The sequence below is a fragment of the Streptomyces sp. CG4 genome (assembly GCF_041080655.1).
Taxonomy (GTDB): domain Bacteria; phylum Actinomycetota; class Actinomycetes; order Streptomycetales; family Streptomycetaceae; genus Streptomyces.
Genome location: NZ_CP163525.1, coordinates 1695115 through 1712761 on the forward strand (window position 1 = coordinate 1695115; position 17647 = coordinate 1712761).

16 protein-coding genes are annotated in these 17647 nt (G+C 71.1%); 8 read left to right on the forward strand and 8 right to left on the reverse strand.

The window, feature by feature from the left end:
* Positions 1–262 precede the first annotated feature (262 nt).
* From AB5L52_RS07865 to AB5L52_RS07880, 4 genes are all read right to left on the reverse strand, one after another.
* Positions 263–1009 (reverse strand): sulfite exporter TauE/SafE family protein, encoded by a 747-nt coding sequence (locus tag AB5L52_RS07865; RefSeq protein WP_351025099.1) that lies wholly within the window; start codon positions 1007–1009, stop codon positions 263–265.
* A complete protein-coding gene (locus AB5L52_RS07870; protein WP_369363100.1) occupies positions 1006–1395 on the reverse strand; it encodes a rhodanese-like domain-containing protein in 390 nt (129 codons plus the stop codon). Before AB5L52_RS07870 ends, AB5L52_RS07865 begins: the two co-directional genes overlap by 4 nt.
* A 50-nt stretch (positions 1396–1445) precedes the next feature.
* Positions 1446–2807, reverse strand: coding sequence for a rhodanese-like domain-containing protein (locus AB5L52_RS07875; protein ID WP_369363101.1), 1362 nt, complete (start codon positions 2805–2807; stop codon positions 1446–1448).
* A 108-nt stretch (positions 2808–2915) separates the two neighbouring features.
* A complete protein-coding gene (locus tag AB5L52_RS07880; protein ID WP_369363102.1) occupies positions 2916–3755 on the reverse strand; it encodes a GntR family transcriptional regulator in 840 nt (279 codons plus the stop codon).
* A gap of 78 nt (positions 3756–3833) precedes the next feature.
* Here AB5L52_RS07880 and AB5L52_RS07885 point away from each other — a divergent pair, with 78 nt between their 5' ends.
* Positions 3834–5039 (forward strand): FAD-dependent oxidoreductase, encoded by a 1206-nt coding sequence (locus tag AB5L52_RS07885; RefSeq protein ID WP_369363103.1) that lies wholly within the window; start codon positions 3834–3836, stop codon positions 5037–5039.
* Positions 5040–5200: 161 nt separating this feature from the next.
* Here AB5L52_RS07885 and AB5L52_RS07890 read toward each other — a convergent pair whose 3' ends face one another.
* The gene (locus AB5L52_RS07890) at positions 5201–6184 is read right to left on the reverse strand and encodes a hypothetical protein (RefSeq protein WP_351563523.1); all 984 of its coding nucleotides are present in this window, start codon (positions 6182–6184) and stop codon (positions 5201–5203) included.
* Positions 6185–6437: 253 nt separating this feature from the next.
* On the opposite strand from AB5L52_RS07890, the gene AB5L52_RS07895 reads away from it, so the two are divergent.
* A complete protein-coding gene (locus tag AB5L52_RS07895; RefSeq protein ID WP_369363104.1) occupies positions 6438–7100 on the forward strand; it encodes a papain-like cysteine protease family protein in 663 nt (220 codons plus the stop codon).
* Positions 7101–7104: 4 nt separating this feature from the next.
* Positions 7105–8067 (forward strand): hypothetical protein, encoded by a 963-nt coding sequence (locus AB5L52_RS07900; protein WP_369363105.1) that lies wholly within the window; start codon positions 7105–7107, stop codon positions 8065–8067.
* A 146-nt stretch (positions 8068–8213) separates the two neighbouring features.
* On the opposite strand, the gene AB5L52_RS07905 is transcribed toward AB5L52_RS07900, so the two are convergent.
* Together AB5L52_RS07905 and AB5L52_RS07910 are read right to left on the reverse strand one after the other, a co-directional pair.
* Positions 8214–10094, reverse strand: a complete 1881-nt coding sequence (locus AB5L52_RS07905; RefSeq protein ID WP_369363106.1) for an ABC transporter ATP-binding protein — start codon at positions 10092–10094, stop codon at positions 8214–8216.
* A 118-nt stretch (positions 10095–10212) separates the two neighbouring features.
* The gene (locus tag AB5L52_RS07910) at positions 10213–10335 is read right to left on the reverse strand and encodes a hypothetical protein (RefSeq protein ID WP_351025077.1); all 123 of its coding nucleotides are present in this window, start codon (positions 10333–10335) and stop codon (positions 10213–10215) included.
* Between the two features lie 593 nt (positions 10336–10928).
* On the opposite strand from AB5L52_RS07910, the gene AB5L52_RS07915 reads away from it, so the two are divergent.
* The 3 genes from AB5L52_RS07915 (at position 10929) to AB5L52_RS07925 (ending at position 14754) form a co-directional block, all read left to right on the forward strand.
* The gene (locus tag AB5L52_RS07915) at positions 10929–11567 is read left to right on the forward strand and encodes a transglycosylase family protein (protein WP_351025074.1); all 639 of its coding nucleotides are present in this window, start codon (positions 10929–10931) and stop codon (positions 11565–11567) included.
* Between the two features lie 853 nt (positions 11568–12420).
* Positions 12421–13497, forward strand: a complete 1077-nt coding sequence (locus AB5L52_RS07920; protein WP_369363107.1) for a hypothetical protein — start codon at positions 12421–12423, stop codon at positions 13495–13497.
* A 138-nt stretch (positions 13498–13635) separates the two neighbouring features.
* Positions 13636–14754 carry a hypothetical protein gene (locus AB5L52_RS07925; protein WP_369363108.1) on the forward strand — a complete coding sequence of 373 codons (1119 nt, stop codon included), beginning with the start codon at positions 13636–13638 and terminating at the stop codon, positions 14752–14754.
* A 169-nt stretch (positions 14755–14923) separates the two neighbouring features.
* Here AB5L52_RS07925 and AB5L52_RS07930 read toward each other — a convergent pair whose 3' ends face one another.
* A complete protein-coding gene (locus tag AB5L52_RS07930) occupies positions 14924–15880 on the reverse strand; it encodes a GNAT family N-acetyltransferase (RefSeq protein WP_351025066.1) in 957 nt (318 codons plus the stop codon).
* Between the two features lie 219 nt (positions 15881–16099).
* Here AB5L52_RS07930 and AB5L52_RS07935 point away from each other — a divergent pair, with 219 nt between their 5' ends.
* Positions 16100–16540 (forward strand): GntR family transcriptional regulator, encoded by a 441-nt coding sequence (locus AB5L52_RS07935; protein ID WP_351025063.1) that lies wholly within the window; start codon positions 16100–16102, stop codon positions 16538–16540.
* Positions 16537–17640 (forward strand): DUF1648 domain-containing protein, encoded by a 1104-nt coding sequence (locus AB5L52_RS07940; RefSeq protein ID WP_369363109.1) that lies wholly within the window; start codon positions 16537–16539, stop codon positions 17638–17640. The genes AB5L52_RS07935 and AB5L52_RS07940 overlap by 4 nt, the downstream gene beginning before the upstream one ends.
* Positions 17641–17647: the final 7 nt, after the last annotated feature.

The following is a 17647-nucleotide window of genomic DNA, read 5'->3' on the forward strand; positions in this document are numbered from 1 at the left end:
AAAGGGCAGCGCGATGACCCGTGCGTCAGCGGGGCGGCACGGGCGTCCGGTGCCGGCCGCGCAGCGGGCACCGGCACCACCGGGACACGAGGATCACCTCGTACCGGGAACGGGGAGTGACGACAGCGGTGCGTGCGCGCACGGCCGGGCTCCCCTCTGCATCGGACGACAGGCGCCGCCGTACGGTCGTCGCGGCGCTCGGTACGGCATGACGGTACGGGAGGGGGCGCGGCCGGGCACGTGATTTTCGGGTCGGTTCATGTCAGACCACGGCGTCGGCGAACATGAACGCGGCCACGGCCAGCAGCGCCAGCGCGAAGACCTGTTGCAGGGTCTTCGCCTTCGCCCTGGCGGCCAGGCGTCTGCCGTCCCACGCCCCCAGGACCGCGGCGCCCGCGAAGGGGGCGACGACCGCCCAGTCGAGCCGGTCCACGGTGCCGCCGCGCAGTCCGAGCGCCGCGAGCGAGTTGACGGTGATGACCAGCAGGCTGGTGCCCACGGCCTCGCGCATACGGACTCCGAGCACTGCCACGAGAGCCGGTACGGCGAGGAAGCCACCGCCGACGCCGAGGACACCCGTGACCGCGCCGAGTCCCGCGCCGGCCGCCGCCGCGTGCCCGGGCCTGATCCGCCCGGTGGCTCCGTCCTCTCCCCTGCGGTGCAGCATGCGGACCGCCGCGACGGCCGCGACCGTCGCGAAGGCCGCCTGCAGGGCGCCCGCGGGAAGATGCGCGGCGAGCGCGGAGCCCAGCATCGCCGGGCCGATGCCGGCCGCGGCGAAGAGCAGTCCCGCACCCCAGCGGACATGGCCGTCCCGGGCGTGCGCGGTCAGCGCGGTCGCCGAGGTGAGGGCCACGATCACCAGTGCGGCGGTGGTGGCCGCCACGGGGGTGAAGCCGAGCAGGTAGATCAGGGCGGGTACGGCCAGGACGCTGCCACCGCCGCCGAGCGCGCCGAGCGCCAGCCCGATCACCGCGCCGGACGCGAGGGCCAGGATCAGGGCACTCACGCGACCGTACCGCGCAGGCCCCGCGCGTCCACCACGGGCAGCCCGGCCTCGGCCCAGCCGCGCATGCCGCCGATCACGTCGACGGCCTCGAAACCCAGGCCCGTCAGCAGGTCGGCGGCCCGCTGGGACCGGTTGCCGGAGCGGCAGACCACGACCAGGCACCGCCCTCGGGCTTCGGGGGGCAGGGGCGCGCCCGCCATGAGTGCGGTGAGGGGATGGTGCAGGGCTCCGGGTGCGTGCCCGGCGCTCCATTCGTCGGGTTCCCGGACGTCCAGCAGGACGGATGCGCCGCCGACGCCGGTTGCCTCGTCCGCACGTCCGTGCCCGGTGCGTACGGCCGCTTCCGCTACGGTGATCCGGCCTGTGCCGGAGGGGGATGTGTCCATGGGCGGTCCTCGCCTTGTGTGCAGGGTGGGTTGATCCGGCGTGGTGGGGCTCAGGCGGTACGGAGGGTGAGTCCGGCCGGGCCGGCGGCGGTGAAGGAGTCGTCCACCGCGACGACGTCTCGGCCCGCCGCGTCCAGCAGTGAGGCGGCGATGGCGGCGCGCATGCCACCCGCGCAGTGCACCCACACCTCGCCGGGCGGCACCTCGTCGAGGCGTCGGTGCAGGGTGTGCAGCGGGATGTGGACCGAGCCCTCGATGAAGGCGGCGGCCCGCTCGGAGGCGCGCCGGACGTCCAGCACGACCACGTCCCCGGCCGGGAGCCGCGCGGCCAGGTCCGCGAAGCCGGCGCGCGGGAAGGTGGCCAGGGCTTCGCCCTCGGTCGTCCAGTCGGACGGTCCGCCGGTGGCCGCGGCGGCCGGGCGGTCGATGCCGACGCGCACCAACTCGCGCTGTGCGTGCGCCAGTTGCTCGGCCGATGCGGCGAGCAGGGTCACCGGCTTGCCCCAGGGGATCAACCAGGCGAGGTAGGTGGCGAGTTGACCGTCCGCTTCGAAGTTGTAGGTGCCGGCCACATGCCCTTCGGCGAACGCGATCCGGTTGCGCAAGTCGACCACCCACTCCCCGGCGGCCAGTCGCGCCGCGATCTCCTCGGCGTCGGCGAGCGCGGGCGGGGTGAGGTCGACCGGTGCGGGCCCGGCGGAGTTGGCGGGTCCCATGTGGGCGTAGTAGGCGGGAATGTCGTCCAGTCCCGCGAGCAGGCGGGTGACGAAGGTGTCGGCGTCCTGGGTGAGGGCTTCGTTCGACGCCTTCTCCTTCCCGATGGTGGTCTCGCTCCCCTCGGCCCGGCCGGCGGAGCAGAAGCTGCCGAATCCGTGCGTGGGCAACACGGCGGCGGTGTCGGGCAGTTCGGCGGCGAGACGGTGCGCGGACGCGTGCTGGGCGCGGGCGAGGCGCTCGGTCAGGCGCGGCTCGACGAGATCGGGGCGGCCGACCGTGCCGATCAGCAGCGAGCCGCCGGTGAACACCGCGACCACCGTCCCGGACTCCTCCAGGGCGTAGGCGGTGTGGTGCGGGGTGTGCCCGGGTGTCGCCAGCGCCCGCAGGGTGAGTCCCGCGTCGATGACCGTGCGGTCTCCGTCGTGCACGGGTATGCGCTCGAACGACACGGTGGCCCCGGCGGGTACGAGGTAGGCGGCGCCGGTGAGCCGGGCGAGTTCCAGGCCGCCGGTGACGTAGTCGTTGTGGATGTGGGTCTCGACCACATGGGAGATCCGCACACCTCTGCGCGCCGCGGCTGCCAGCACCCGGTCGACGTCTCGTGGCGGGTCGACGGCCACGGCCGTGCGCTCACCGCCCGCCAGATAGCTGCGGTTGCCGAGCCCCGTGACCTCGGTGGTGTCGACGAAGAACATGTCAGGCATTCCCTCCGGCGCCGTGCGGCGCCACCTGGCCCCGTGGGCACAGGGCGTGAACGTTGACGTGCGGCCAATTCGTGGGCAGATGGCTCGTTCCGGTCCCTCTCACCGCGCCGGATCGAGCCGCCGCACCTTCCGCACCGCGTGGGTGAAGGGGGTTCCGGCGGGATCGAGGCGGTACCCGGCACGGGCGTCGAACTGCGCGACGACACTGAACCGGTCGCCGCGGATGAGGGTCGTGCGCCACTCGACCGTGCGGCCGCGCGTACGGCCGAGCCGCTCGATGGAGAACGCGGCGACGCCCTCGGGGAGGCCGAGCAGCCGCTGTTCGGCGGCGGTGGGCACGACCGCCTTGATCCGCTCCTCACCCCCGACGAGACGGATGCCGCAGCGGTCGGCCAGCTCGTCGTAGAGCGCCGTGTGGCTGAAGTCGACGTCGAGCAGTGCCCGGGCGTCCGACGCCAGCAGCCACACCTTGTCGTGGGCCAGGGGTTCCCCGTCGGCCAGGCGGATGCGCTCCAGGTACAGCAGCGGCGTCGACTCCTCCATGCCCAGGCGCACCGCCACATGCGCGTCGGCCCGGATGTCGAGCGTGCGGACGACGCTGCGCTGTTCCAGACCGGCCGCCTCGACGGAGGAGAACAGGCTGTAGAGGGCGCCGACGGGCTGCTCTATGACCGCCTCGCCCACCGGTCGCGGTCGCCGCCCTTTCGCCGCGGTGACCAGCCCTTCCTCCCGCAGCTCGCGCAGCGCCTCGCGAATGGTGTGCCGGCTCACCCCGTACCGCGCGGCCAGCTCGTTCTCGCCGGGGAAGGAGTCGCCGAACTCGCCCTGCACCAGCCGGGACCTGAGGTCGTCGCGCACATGACGCCACAACGGAGTCCCGCCCCGGCCCGCCCGGGAAGGCGCGCCCCGGCCGGCTGAGGCGGTCGGTTCCTCGCTCATGATCCATCCTTGTGTACGTACATTTAAAAAGCTAATGTACGTACATTAGCTTGGACGGACGCGAAGGGGAAGCCGCACATGACCATCGAGGCTCACCACAAGGTCCTCATCGTCGGCGGAGGAACGGCCGGCATCAGCGTCGCGGCCCGTCTGCGGCGCCTCGGCATCCACGGCATCGGGCTCGTCGAGCCCTCGACCACGCACTACTACCAACCGCTGTGGACACTGGTCGGTGGCGGCCGGGCCACCGCCGCGACGAGCGCCCGCCCCCAGCGGTCCGTCCTGCCGAAGGGCGTCTCCTGGATACGCGACCGGGTGGAGACCGTGGATCCCGGGGAGCACACCGTCACGACCGCCGACGGACGCACCCTCGGCTACGACAGGCTCGTCGTCTGCCCCGGCATCCAGCTCGACTGGAACCGGGTGCCCGGCATGGCGCAGGCCGTCACCGCACCGCACACCTCCAGCAACTACACCTATGAACTGGCGCCCAAGACCTGGGACTTGATCCGCTCCATGCGCTCGGGCACCGCGGTGTTCACCATGCCGTCAGGCCCGATCAAGTGTGGCGGCGCACCCCAGAAGATCGCCTATCTCGCCGCCGACCACTGGCGCGAACAGGGCGTTCTGAAGGACATACGGGTGGTCCTCGTCCTGCCCACGCCCGGCATGTTCGGGGTGCCCGTGTTCGCCGAGGAACTCGAACGGGTCGTGGCCCGCTACGGCATCGAGGTGCGCAGGAACAGCGAACTGGTGGAAGTGGACCCGGACGGCCGCGACGCCGTGGTCGTCGACCACACGTCCGGGGCCAGGGACTCCCTGCGCTTCGACATGATGCATGTGGTGCCGCCCCAGTCGGCACCCGACTGGCTGAAGGAGACTCCGCTGGCCGATCCGGCGGATCCCGCGGGCTATGTGCAGATCGACAAGCACACCCTGCGGCATGTGCGCCATCCCGACGTCTTCGCCCTCGGCGACGCCGGCTCGTCGCCCAACTCCAAGACGGGGGCGGCGATCCGGAAACAGGCGCCGGTCGTCGCCCGGAACATCGCCGCGAGCCTGGCGGGCACCGAGCCGCTGCCCGCCGCGTACGACGGATACTCCTCCTGCCCGATCACCACCTCACGGCACAGCATGCTGCTGGCCGAGTTCGACTACTCCCTGCGGCACCGGCCCAGCCTCCCGCTCATCGACACGACCCATGAACGCCGGGACATGTGGTACCTCAAGCGCTACGGACTGCCGTTCCTCTACTGGAACTTGATGCTCCGCGGCCGCGCCTGAGACCGACCGGCGCCGTGGCCCACCTCGTCGGCGGGTCAGAAGACGACGACTTGGCGGCCGCGGACTCCGCCCTTTTCGAGGGCCCGGTGAGCCAGGGGCGCGTCGGCGGGGCTGAGCAGGGTGCACGACCGGCATCCGCCGCCGACAGCGGGACAGCAGACCTAGTCCCACTCCCATGTGATGCCGAGGACACCCGGCCGTATCTGCTGCTCCACGAGGTGAACCGAGCCATACGCGTTCAGTGTCAGATCGGCGACCGCCTCCCGAGGGGCGGTCGCCGAGGGACGGGCGAAGCGGCGGCAGTGCACGGGCAGGGCGGCGCGGTCGAAGCCGACCTGGAGGACGTACTGGCCGCCGCCGTAGGTGAAGCCACGAACGTACTCATCGCTGGGCGCGCCGGTTCCGTCCTCGAAGCGGTATCCGAGGACGGCGGTCTCCCCGACTCTCAGCCGCCCGTCGAAGAGCAGCTCGACGACGATCACCCCCGAAGCGCCGTGGCGTCGGATCCGCCCGACCCGGCAGTTGTCGAGACCAAGTACCCGTACCCGTTCCGTGTCGCAGCCCGGGTCGCCGTGATGGATGGCGAGATAGCGGTCGACGCCATCGCGGTGAGCCCGTACGACATGGTGCGAGTCGCGGGCGGCGAGCTCTCGCTGGGCACCGATGTGAACGTGCTCGTAGTGGATCACGGTGTGCAGCCCGCCGTCTGCCGGTGCCGCCAGACTCGCCAGCAGCGATTCGAGCGCGGCGGCCGGTTCGAGGAGGGTGCGATACGGGCGGGCCGGGGGGTGGTCGCTGGTGGCACGTGGGCCGATCAGACGGGTCAGGGCGTGCGGCGGAAGCTCAAGTACCTCCTCGAGCGCGGTGACGGCACGAAGCGATTCGGGCCGCTCGGGCCGCCGCACACCGCGCTGCCAGTAACTGAGGCTGGTCACACCGACGCGTATGCCGCGCTGGGCGAGCCGGTGCTGCACGCGATGCAGCGCCAGCCCGCGTGCGGCCAGCGCGGCCCGGAGCGCGACGGAGAACGGGCCGGTGCGCAGGGCTTCGGCGAGTTCGGCCTCGGGGGTCGGGCGGCGGGACGAGCCGAGGGCGGGGGTGCCGGGGCGTGGGGTGGGGCGGCGCTCGGTGCTGTGTGGTGCCATTGGGCCCCCTCCCCTCCCCCCACCCCCTCTGATTGTTCAACTGTGGACGTTCACTTCCCCGTCCCGGAACGGGGCGTTACTTGTCCGGCCACCTGCTGGTACCTGCTGTGGCGTTCACAACCGTACGGGTGGAGTTCACTTCGCCGCCAGCCCTGTGGATAACTTCATTGACCGGGCCCCGACAAGAGATCGATGCTGCTGTCGCAGCGTCCGGACGCGCTCCTCCACCCCCACCCTGACTGGGAGGAACGCCATGTCCATCACCACCCGGGGCCGTAGACGGCTGGCGCCAGCGGTCCTCGCGGCCGTCGCCTTCCTGACGCCCGCCTTCCTGCCGGCGGCCAGTGCTCACGCCGCCCCGCACTCCGCCCCGTACCCCGCTCCGCAGTCCGCCCCGTACGCCGCTCCTCGGGCGGCCGTTCACCCCGCCGTTTCCGCCGCCAAGCGTCTCAACATCACCATGCAGGCGCAGCAGAACAGCAACTGGTGCTGGGCGGCGAGCGGCAACACCATCGCGTCGTGGTTCGGGCGCAACTACACCCAGAACCAGTTCTGCGACGCCGCCTTCAACCGGCCCCAGGGCAGCACCTGCGGCAACTGGCAGGCGGCGTTGGACGACGTACAGAACGCCCTCGACTGGATGGGCATCAACCCCGGTACGTACGTGAGCGGTTATCTGCGCTACGCCACCGTGCAGAAGGAGATCAACGCCGACCGCCCCGTCGAGACGCGCATCGAGTGGAACTCCGGGGGCGGGCACATGCATGTGCTGTACGGCTACGACACCTCCGCCAACCAGGTCTACTGGGGTGACCCGTGGCCGTCCAACTACCGCTACAACTGGGGGGATTACGACTACTACGTGAACAACAACTCGTTCACGTGGACCCACTCGCTCTACGGGATCGGAGCGTGACCCCATGACCCCGATCCGCACGTCACAGAACCAGACCACATCGACCCGGACCACACCCATCCGGACCACACCGCCCCAGACGTCATCGGGCGGCACGGCACCCCTCCCGACGTCACCGAAGCACCGCACCACCCCGAACCGGCACGCACCCGCCGGCCGCACCCCCGTCCGCACGGGCGCGGCAGTCGTGGTGTTCGCCGCCACCGCCGCCCTCGGCGCACTCGCCCCCACCACCGCCCACGCGGCGACGGCCGGGAGCTTCCCCCCGCCCTTCACCGCCGCCGACACCGCTCAGGCACGCGAGGCGGCGTCGGCCCCGGCCACTCTCCTCACCCTCTCGCGCTTCTTCGCCCGCGATGGCGCGATCGCGCAGAGCGCGGCCCGGCCGCACCTGGTCGGGCCGTCGGTGACCGTCTCCTTCCTCGACCCGGGGTTCGTCGCGGGACGCCCGGGCGCCCCCGTCGCCGACCCGCAGTTCGTCGCGAGCAAGGCGGTCTCCGCGGACGGCCAGGTCGCCTCGGTGTGGACCGTACGGACGGCGAAGGGGTGGAAGGTCGTCAACATCGCCACCGGCGGTGACGAGACCGACTACGTCAGCGAGGCGCACGGCTCCGGAACCGTCTTCCGGGAGCCGCAGATCGACGCCTGGTACGTGGTGCGCGGCGGTCGTGTGCTGCCGCTCGATCCCGACGCGCGGCGAGCCGTGGGGAAGGGCGGCGTGACCTTGGCCGCCTACCAGCGTCTGGTACACGCGAAGTACGGCGACAAGCTCCCGGGGTCCGCCTACGACCGGGCGGGCAAGGGCGGCGGTTACGGCGGTACGGCCGCGCCCCCGCACGCATCCGCCGTACCCACGGCGACCACCGGGGCGGCCGTCACCGCGGGCGCCGCGGCCACGGCCGTCGCCGCCTTGCTCGGCGCCTGGTTCGGCGTGCGCCGTCTGCGGCGCTCGCGCCGCGTCAGCTGAGCCGCCTCGCCGGCCCCGTGCCCCCATACCCCCGTGCCCCAGGCCTACCCGGTCTGGGGCACGGGGCTTGTCCGCCCGGCCCGCGCGGGGAATGCCGCTCCTCACCGAGTGTGCGTCCAAGGCCGCCGGCTCGGTGCCGTCGGCGCTCAGGCCGCCTCGTGCCCCGGTCTTGCGCCGGTTTCCGGTGTCTGGCCGGGGGCCGTGATGACCGCCATGCCGTCGGACAGGTGCAGGACGAGGTCGGCCTGGGCCGTCAGGCGCAGGTCGTGGGTGATGAGGAAGGTCGTGCGCCCGGCGGTGAGGTGGCGCAGCGGCGCCATGATGCGGGCCGTGGAGTCGTCGTCGAGTCCGGCCGTGGGCTCGTCGAGGATGAGTACGGGCGCGGTGCGGAGCATGGCCCGTGCGAGGGCGATCCTGCGGCGCTGACCGCCGGAGAGGTGGTTGCCCCGTTTGCCGACGGGGCTGTCGTAGCCCCCGGGGAGCGTGCCGACGAATCCGTGGGCGTCGGCCGCGACGGCGGCGGCGAGGACCTCCGCCTCGGTGGCGTCGGGGCGGCCGTAGGTGATGTTCTCGCGGACCGTGCCGTCGAAGAGCATGCTGTCCTGCGGGAGCAGGGTGATGTGCCGGCGCACCTCGTCCACGGGGAGTTCGGCGATGTCCCGGCCGTCGAGCAGGATGCGGCCCCGGGACGGCTCGTGGAACCGCAGCAGCAGTTTGCCGAGGGTGGACTTGCCGGTGCCGCTGGGTCCGGTGACCGCGACGAGGAGGCCGGGGGCGATGTCCAGACGCACCCGGTTCAGCACAGGATCGCCGTTGCCGGGGTAGGAGAAGCCGACGTCCTCGAAGGTGACGGCGCCCCGGACCGGCTCGGCGAGCGGCGGGACGTCCGGCCGCGGAGCCGTCTGCTGGACCGTGCCGGTGCGCAGCACCTCGATGAGGCGTTCGCAGGCGGCGGTTGCGGAGGAGGCGCTGACGACGAGTTCGCCGAGTTCCTGGAGCTTGGGGTGGAGATAGCCGAGGAAGGCGGCGAAGGAGAGCAGGCCGCCGACGCTGAGGTGGTGTTCGGAGATCTGCCAGGCCCCGGCGCCGATCACGGCCAGCACGCTGAGGGTCTCGACCAGTTCGCCCATCGGGCCGTAGACCGAGGACAGGCGGATCTGCCGTAGTCCTGCGCGCATCCAACTGCGTCCTTCGCGGTGCAGTTTGCTGCTCTCGGCCTGCTGCCGGCCGTAGGCCTGCACCAGGGGCATGTTGGCCAGGCTCTCCTCCAGCAGAGAGGCGAGCCGGCCGTTGCTGTCGCGTTCGGCGCGGGTGGCGGAGCGCATGAGGGTGCCGAACCATCGGGCGCCGAACCAGATCAGCGGGCCGGCGGCCAGTGTGATCAGGGCCAGTTGCCAGCTGGTCCAGAGGGCCGCCACGGCAAACACCACCGCCCCGACCGCGGAGGTGATCAGTTCGACGGGCGCGGACGCCACCAGCGACTCGACGGTCTCGATGTCGCCGGTCAGCCGGGAGACAAGGTCGCCGGTGCCGAAGAGGTCCAGGGCGTCCGGGGGCACCTGCTGCAGGTGCTGGAAGACGCGGTCGCGCAGGCCGAGCAGGAAGTGTTCGCTGGTCCAGCCGGCGAGGCAGCCGCCCGCCGCGGAGGCGACCGCGCCGGCCGCGGCAAGCCCCAGCCAGAGGGCGGCGGGTCCCCAGAAGGCGTCGAGGCGGCCGGGGGTGAGCACATCGTCGGTGAGGACGCCGACGATCCCGATCGCGCCCGCGTCGCAGCCAGCGGAGACCACGAGGAGCGCGGCGGAGACCAGCACGGCCGCGCGGTTGACGCTGACGAGCGGCCAGAACGTGCGGAACGCGGCCAGCGGCGAGATACGCGCGTGGCGCATCCGGGACGAGGCACCGGCCGGGGATGGGGCACCGGCCTGGGTTTCCGCTCCGGATCCAGCCGGGGCTTCCGCTCCGGATCCGGCCGGGGCTTCCGCGCCGGATCCGGCCGCGGACAGGGTGAGGGGTGCTGCGGTGTGCATGACCGGCGCTTCCTGGGCAGTGCCCGATCCGACGACGTGCCGGGGTCCGTCGCGCGCCTGTGCTGCGCGACGGACCCCGGCGCGGTCTGCCTGTGTGGTGGTGTTCCGCGACGCCGTACTACTTGGCGGCAGCCTTCTTGTGCTTGCGGTGGTGCTGCTTCTTGTGGTGCTTGGCCTTGGCGGCGCCGCCGCATTCCTTCTTCTTGGCCTTCTTGGCCAACGTGATCTTGGCGAAGGACATGACGAGATTCCTTCCTGAGGGGACGTCAGCCGGCGCTGATCGCGGCTGATTTCGTCTTGTGTTGCACCCGTGAGTACGGGGGCGGCCGATGCCGCATTCAAGAAGGAAGGTGAGCGTTGACCTATATTCCCTTACCGAATCCTCGTACCGGGCCACGGAAGCCTTGCTCTCCTCCCGCTCCCTTGTGTTGTCCAAGACGCGGATCATGGCGCGGCCCGGTGATCGTGTGCGCCTCCTCGCCCGTTCGCCGCAGTGCCCCGTACTGCGACGGTGCCATCGCGGTCGCCGCATCCGGGCGGAGCGCTCCCCCACCCCGCCGTAGGCGTGCGCCGCCCCTGTGGGCCGGTCTTCCGGCGAGGCATCGGGATCCCGAGCACGCGATCCAACGTCCGTGCATCCGCGCCCACTTGTGTGCGCGGGCCCCCTTGGACCTGACGGGTTGTCAGCGGATCGGGCGGTGGCATCGGACGGCGCACGACGATCCGTGAGCTCTTCGCGCCCTGTGACGGGCCGGGCGCCACTGCCGTACTGCCTACAAGCCCGCCGGGACCACCGGTGGGCCGGAACCGCAGTGGAGAGGAAGGCCAAGGCCTATGACCGCACGACCGCGGCACCGCCACACCACGCCCGCACGGCTCCTGCCGTCGCTCCGCACCGTCCTCACCGTCACCAGTTTCGGCATCGTCCTGCCGCTCCTCGCGCCGGCTGTCAGCCACGCGGCCTCCGCGACCACATGGGACCGGGTCGCCGCCTGCGAAAGCGGCGGCAACTGGAGCATCAACACGGGCAACGGCAACTACGGAGGGCTGCAGTTCAGCCAGCCCACCTGGGTGGCGTACGGCGGAACCGCGTACGCGCCGCGGGCCGATCTGGCCGGCCGGGCGGCCCAGATCAACGTGGCCGAAGCGGTGCTCGCCCGGCAAGGGCCGGGAGCATGGCCGGTCTGCTCGGTACGGGCACACCTCACGCGAGGCGGCGGGCGGAGCGCCCCGGCCCGACGCCCCGGCATTCCCGTCCACATCGCGGCCGAGTCCCACTCGCGTGGCGGCGCCGGCCAACGCTCCCACGCGTCGTACACCGTGCGCGAGGGCGACACCCTGTCCGGCGTCGCGCGGCAGCTCGCCGTGGGCGGTGGCTGGCAGCGGCTGTACGAGGCCAACCGGAACGTCATCGGCCCGGACCCGGATGTCATCCGGCCCGGGCAGCGGCTCGCCCTGCCCTCAGCCGGCTAGGGCGCCTCTGCCAGATCGCCGGACGTCGGTCCAGTGTGTCGTTGAGTGATGGCTCATGGGCCCGGGTCGGGCCGCTGCTACCGGGCCCGTCGACGGCACCTGGAAGAAGGTCTTCACCGCCCTGCTCGCCCAGGCCGACGCCGAAGCCGACCTGGACCGGGTGGTGGCGGTGGATTCCGCCCTCGTCCATGCCGCCGTCGGCTTCCATGGCTCGCGCTCGGCGGGCACCCCGCGATTCCCTGTGCCCCCATCCAGTGACTCAGCCAAGAGCTGTCGTTTTTTTGTATGTGGCTCCAGTAGTGCGCGCTCTCGGGTCGCTGCTTCAATCGGCTCCGCCCGCAAGCCCCCGAACACAGAGGATCTGGCATGGATCTGCGCACATGGTCGCGTCCGGCAGCGGGTGTGGCGGTGATCCCCCCGACAGCCCGGCGACGGCCGGCTCTGTGGCGGCCGGTAATCCCTCAACTGGGCTGATCGTACGGCTCCCGGCACCCCTGGACCTTGCATTGCCGGCCACCTTACTCCCGCCGAAAGGGCCTTTCCGCAGTGCAGATGGTGGCGGCCGGCAGGTAAACCGCCTCCGCCCGCCCCCCCGGCCGACCCACCGTTCGGCATCCCACCAAGCGGCCTTCCACCCAGCGGCCTCGTATCAGCCGGCCTCCCACCCAGCGGCCTCGCACCAGCCGGCCTCCCACCAACTGGCCTTCCACCAGGCCGACTTCTGCCAAGCCGCCTCCCGCCAGGCGGCCTTCCACGTCGACGCACACGACTGCGCCACGGGCCGACAGCTGCGCAGCGAACGATGCCGCCATGCCCGTGCGCTCCACATGGAATCCCCGAAAGGGAGAACTCGATGACAAAGACATCTCTGCGGCGCCTCACCGTAGGAAAGGCGCTGGTCGCAGGGGCCCTGTTGGTCCTGGCGGCGCCAGGGGGCGCGTACGCCAACACCGTGAGCGTCACGGTGAGATCCCCCGGCGCCACGCTCGGACCCACCGCCATCGACTCTTCGATCTCCACCAGTGCGCACTGCTCCAGTGGTCTCATATCCGGCGGCGGGATCGACCAGGCCATCGGCACCGGTGCGGGCGTGAACGGCAACCACGCGCTGGGTACCGAGCCCAGCTCGGACGGTGCCACCGAATACACCGGCTCAACCGGGGTCGTCGGCACCGACGTGGCGTACTGGATCGCGAAGGGCGGAAGCGGAGGGCAGGTCAACTCCTCTTTCTCCACCACCCCTTACGCGGTGTGCTTCACCAGCAGCCTCATCAACCACACCCAGGTGGTCATGAACAAGGTGAACGCACCCACCACCGCGTCGACACCGGGTCTCGTGACGGCGACCTGTCCGGCCAACACGGCCCTGCTCGGTGGCGGTGCTCTGGTCACACCGGGCAATACCGGGAACTTCAAGGCGATCGCAAGCTTCCCCACCTTCAACAACTCCGCACACGACTTCGGAAAGAAGGCTGCTGCGGACGGCGAGACCAACCCCGACTCCTGGAGCGCCGTCGGATGGGACAACAGCGCCAACACGAGCAACGAGACCTATGCCTACGCGATCTGCAGCGGTAGCGGCATCAACGTCAGCGGCGTCACCGTGAAGGTCCGCTACAGCGAGGCGAACGGTCCGAACACCGGGAGCACCGGCCAGAAGACAACCGTCGGCTGCGGTGTCGGGGACGGGAACCTGGTGAGCGGGGGCGCCGCCATCAGCGGGGGCAATGTGACCACCACCGACTTCACCGGACCGGGCTCGGCCGGCGACCACCTCAACGGAAGCTTCCCCAGCGACTCCAGCGGCAACCCCGTCAGTGACGGGACCACGACGGCGGCGTCCTGGACGGCGTTCACTCACACCGGCGGGATGGCGTCGACGGCCAACCACTCCGACGTCTGGGCGCTCTGCGCCAACGACGGCATCTGAGTCACCGGCACCACTGACCTGCGGGCGGGCACGACACCCGGGCACCCCGGTAGCCCGGAGCCCGACACCACGGCAGCCCGCCCGCAGCGCACCCGTCCCGCCGCATTCACCGCGTTGACACCAGGAAGGCAGAATTCAATGAGGAAGAGGCTTTCGCGGAAGTCCGCCCTGGCGAAGATACTCGTCCCGGGTGCCCTGCTCGCCGTGGCGGTGCCCGAGATCGCGTACGCCGACACCGCGGACGTCACCGTGACGACCCCCGGGCCCACCATGGGTCCCGCAACCCCCTTCACCGGTGTCTCGTCCCATGCGGACTGCGGCCAAGGTCTCGTCTCCGGAGGCGGAATCGACCAGAACACCGGCAGCGACAGAGCAGGCAACGGCAACCATGTGATGGGCATCGCGCCCAGCCCCGACGGCGTCACGGAATACACCGGCTCGACCGGGGTCGTCGGCACCGACGTGAAGCACTGGCTCGCATTCGGCGGAAGCGGGAGCAACTCCAGCCCCGAATTCTCCACCACTCCCTACGCGGTGTGCCTTTCCAGCAACCGGGTCAAGCACACCCAGGTGGTCATGAACAAGACCGCCGGACCGTCCGTCGGACAGACAGCGAAAACCGTCGTGGCAACCTGTCCGACCGGCACGGTCCTGCTCGGTGGCGGCGCCCGGACCACCCCCGCAATCGTCGGCAGCCTCAAGCCGATCGCCAGCTTCCCCACCTTCGACGACGCCGCACACGACTTCGGTCAGAAAGCCGCTGCGGACGGGGAGACCAACCCCGACTCCTGGACCGCCGTCGGGGGAATCGGCGGCGGACGCGACAGCGACAACACGACGTACGCCTACGCGATCTGCAGCGGAGACGACGTCAACGTCAGGGGCATCACCACGACAGTCCACTTCCGCGAGCTGAGCGGCCCGACCACGGCGGGCACGAGCCAGACGGCGACAGTCGGCTGCGCCGACCAGGCCGGGGAACGCGACAACGGCAGGGAGCATCGCGTGCTGGTCAGCGGAGGTGCCGCCGCCAGCGGAGGCAACGTGACGACGACCGATTTCACCAAGGCGGGGTCGGGCGGAACCCACCTCATCGGAAGCTTCCCCAGCGACTCCGCCGGCCGGCCGGTCAGTGACGGGACCAGCACGGCCGCATCGTGGACAGCGGACATCCACGTCGGGGGATCGCCCTCACCGGACACCTACTCCGACGTCTGGGCGCTCTGCCTGAACCTCGATCACGACCACGCGGAATGATCACGGCGGCCATGCGCTGAGGAACGCAGCCTGCAACCCCCGTGCAGGCCGTCCCGGAACACGGACACGGCTCCTGGACTGACGGAAGTGCCGCACCGGAGGCCCTGCCTGGATGTGACCGGCCAGGGCCTCCTGCCGTGGCACCGCAGCGAACACTGAAGGCGAAGGCTCATCCGCCCTGACCCGCGGCCTTGATGAGCGGCGCGTCTCGGCTGAGCTCCCGGAACCCTACGCCGTAGTACAGACCGCGCGCCGCGGGATGCCCGGGCGCGCCCAGACAGGCGACCGTCATGTGACGGGCCCCGGCCTCCCGCGCCAGGTGCATCCCGTGCAGCAGCATCGCCCTGCCCAGCCCGAGCCGCCGGTAGTCCGGATGCGTTCCGACCGGCTCGAACTCGGCGGTGCTGTTGGCCTCGTCGAGCCACATGACGGTCGATGCGGCCATCGTTCCGTCCGGCGCCTCCACCAGGACGTGCAGGTCGCCGCGGTACGGCGGTGTCCGCCGGACGTCCTCGTAGGCCTCGGCCGTGTATGTGGTCGGAGCCCAGGCGTCCGCATGGGCCTGGACCGCGGCCTGCGGCCCGGCCTCGTCGGCGGTGCGGAAGCGGAATCCGTCCGGCAGCACCGGCTGTTCCAGGTCACTGAGGTCCCGCTCATTGAGTTGAGTCCAGGAGCCGGTGTCGCCGAGCGAGGCCGGATCGGTCTCATAGCCGTGCGCCGCCCATCGCGTCAGGGCGCACTCATCGGCGGCGCTCGGCATCACGGTGCGCTCGACGCCGACCGCCACACGGTCGTACCAGTCGATCACCTCGTCCACCAGCGCGCTGTGGTCGGGATGGACCTGATATCCCAGATAGGCGCCGGTGACGTCCTTCACCGACCCGTCGCTCCGCCTCACCCGGTGTGGCAGGCGGGCCCAGCCCCACGCGACCAGATCCGCGCCGGAGAACCACAACTGCCGCAGCCAGCTCCCGCCTTCGGATGCGTGCCCTTTGCCCCAGTTCCAGGCCAGCTCTCCGTACGACGCGTCGCTGTTCACCAACTCGGGGCGGACGGCCGTAACCCGCTGCGCCAGGCCCTGCATGAGCCGCACGTCCGCAGCGGTCACGAGCTCGGAGTCATCCATGGTCCGCCACTGTGCCAGGGTCCCGCGAAGCCATCGAACCATTTTGTTCTTCGAGTTCGTTCTTCGAGGAACACCTGCGAGCGATGCCGGCAGGCTCACGACGGTGGATGTTCCGAGGCGCCCTCCTTGTCACGTTCTTGACGCTCACCCCGTGGCCACCACACTGCCCTGTGTTCTATAAAAGCTATAACAGAGCGACAGCGGGAGCCGGAGCGCGACATGATCCTCAGCCTCGACATGGACAGCGAGGTGCCGATCTACCAGCAGATCCGGGACCGTATCGTCGAGGCCATCGCCTCCGGTCAGCTCGTCGAAGGCAGCTCGCTGCCCTCGACGCGGCAGCTCGCCGTCGATCTCGGCATCAACTTCCATACCGTGAACAAGGCGTACGACCTACTGCGACGGGAAGGGCTGCTGCGGGTCAACCGCAAGAGCGGCGCCCTGGTCCAGCGCGACACCCGCAGCGGTCCGCCCGAGCCGGCCTTCACCGCCGAGTGGGAGACCCGGCTGCGGACCCTGCTCGCCGAAGCGGTCGCCCACGGGACCGGCGACCCGGCAGTACTGGACAGCTGCCGTTCCGTCCTCACCTCGTTCACGTCACCCGCGCCCGCTTCACGGCGCGCGAACCCCGGTGCAGAGCAAGGAGATTCAGCGTCATGAACAGTGCGGACGTGGTGGTCAACGTATGCATGCCCGCCGTGCTTGCGGCAGCGGCGTGGTGGATGCCGTCGCTGACCGGTCCGACCTTGCCCTTCGGGGTACGGAGTCCTGATGCGCGGGCGGACGCCCCGGTGATCGCCGAGCAACGAAGGCAGTACCGCCGGCGCGTCGCCGCGTCCGGTGTGGTGCTGATCACGGCCGGAATCCTGGTGAGCTCCGTGTTCCGCTTCGGCATGCCTGGCGTCATTCCCCTGCTGGCCCTGGCCGCCTGCCTGGCGGCCTACCACCGGGCACGGGTGGCGATCATGGCGGTCAAACGCCGTGAGGACTGGTACGGCGGGCTGCGGCAGGGCGTGGCGACGGACACGTCGCTGCGTACCGATCCGGAGCGCTTTCCCTGGCTGTGGGCCGTCCCCGCGTTGCTCGTCTGCGTCGGTACGACGGTGGCGGGCGTCCTGCGCTATCCGTCACTGCCGGACCGCATACCACTGCACTTCACCGGCTCCGGCAGCGCTGACCGGTTCGGCGCCAGGTCGATCGGCACCGCGTTCTTCCCGGTGTTCGCGCAGGCCGCGCTCACCGCGCTGATCTTGGTGCTGACCTGGCTGTCCTTCCGGGCCCGTGCGGATCTCGACCCGGCGCGGCCGGCCGACTCCGCCCGCAGGCACCGCCGCTTCTCGATTCGTATCGCCATCTCCCTTCTGCTGCTGTCGGCGTTCGCCAACCTGTCCCTGCTCGCCGGGGCCTGGGCGATGTGGCACCCGGACCAGCGGGTGTCCGCGGCCCTGGTCCTGCTGCCCGTCCTGGCCGGGCTGGTCGTCGTGATCGGCATCGCCGTCCGCACCGGGCAGGGCGGCAGCCGACTGCCCGCACAGGAGGGTGCGGTGACGGAGGAGAGCACCGGCGTGGTGCGGCGCGACGACGACCGGTACTGGCGTCTACTCGGCTCGGTGTACGTCAACCGGGCCGATCCCGCGCTGCTTGTTCAAAAGCGGTTCGGCATCGGCTGGACCGTCAACTTCGGCAACCCGCGAGGCGTCGTGCTGCTGCTCGGGCTCGTGCTGGCCCCCGCGCTCATCGTGCCGCTCCTCGTGCACTGAGCCGTTC

What these genes read in the sequence shown, in the direction of transcription:
- AB5L52_RS07900 (WP_369363105.1), top strand. Translation starts at nt 7,105, where the DNA reads ATGACCCCGATCCGCACGTCACAGAACCAGACCACATCGACCCGGACC.
- AB5L52_RS07890 (WP_351563523.1), bottom strand. Translation starts at nt 6,184, where the DNA reads ATGGCACCACACAGCACCGAGCGCCGCCCCACCCCACGCCCCGGCACC.
- AB5L52_RS07880 (WP_369363102.1), bottom strand. Translation starts at nt 3,755, where the DNA reads ATGAGCGAGGAACCGACCGCCTCAGCCGGCCGGGGCGCGCCTTCCCGG.
- AB5L52_RS07925 (WP_369363108.1), top strand. Translation starts at nt 13,636, where the DNA reads ATGAGGAAGAGGCTTTCGCGGAAGTCCGCCCTGGCGAAGATACTCGTC.
- AB5L52_RS07935 (WP_351025063.1), top strand. Translation starts at nt 16,100, where the DNA reads ATGATCCTCAGCCTCGACATGGACAGCGAGGTGCCGATCTACCAGCAG.
- AB5L52_RS07920 (WP_369363107.1), top strand. Translation starts at nt 12,421, where the DNA reads ATGACAAAGACATCTCTGCGGCGCCTCACCGTAGGAAAGGCGCTGGTC.
- AB5L52_RS07885 (WP_369363103.1), top strand. Translation starts at nt 3,834, where the DNA reads ATGACCATCGAGGCTCACCACAAGGTCCTCATCGTCGGCGGAGGAACG.
- AB5L52_RS07910 (WP_351025077.1), bottom strand. Translation starts at nt 10,335, where the DNA reads ATGTCCTTCGCCAAGATCACGTTGGCCAAGAAGGCCAAGAAGAAGGAA.
- AB5L52_RS07875 (WP_369363101.1), bottom strand. Translation starts at nt 2,807, where the DNA reads ATGTTCTTCGTCGACACCACCGAGGTCACGGGGCTCGGCAACCGCAGC.
- AB5L52_RS07940 (WP_369363109.1), top strand. Translation starts at nt 16,537, where the DNA reads ATGAACAGTGCGGACGTGGTGGTCAACGTATGCATGCCCGCCGTGCTT.
- AB5L52_RS07915 (WP_351025074.1), top strand. Translation starts at nt 10,929, where the DNA reads ATGACCGCACGACCGCGGCACCGCCACACCACGCCCGCACGGCTCCTG.
- AB5L52_RS07870 (WP_369363100.1), bottom strand. Translation starts at nt 1,395, where the DNA reads ATGGACACATCCCCCTCCGGCACAGGCCGGATCACCGTAGCGGAAGCG.
- AB5L52_RS07895 (WP_369363104.1), top strand. Translation starts at nt 6,438, where the DNA reads ATGTCCATCACCACCCGGGGCCGTAGACGGCTGGCGCCAGCGGTCCTC.
- AB5L52_RS07930 (WP_351025066.1), bottom strand. Translation starts at nt 15,880, where the DNA reads ATGGATGACTCCGAGCTCGTGACCGCTGCGGACGTGCGGCTCATGCAG.
- AB5L52_RS07905 (WP_369363106.1), bottom strand. Translation starts at nt 10,094, where the DNA reads ATGCACACCGCAGCACCCCTCACCCTGTCCGCGGCCGGATCCGGCGCG.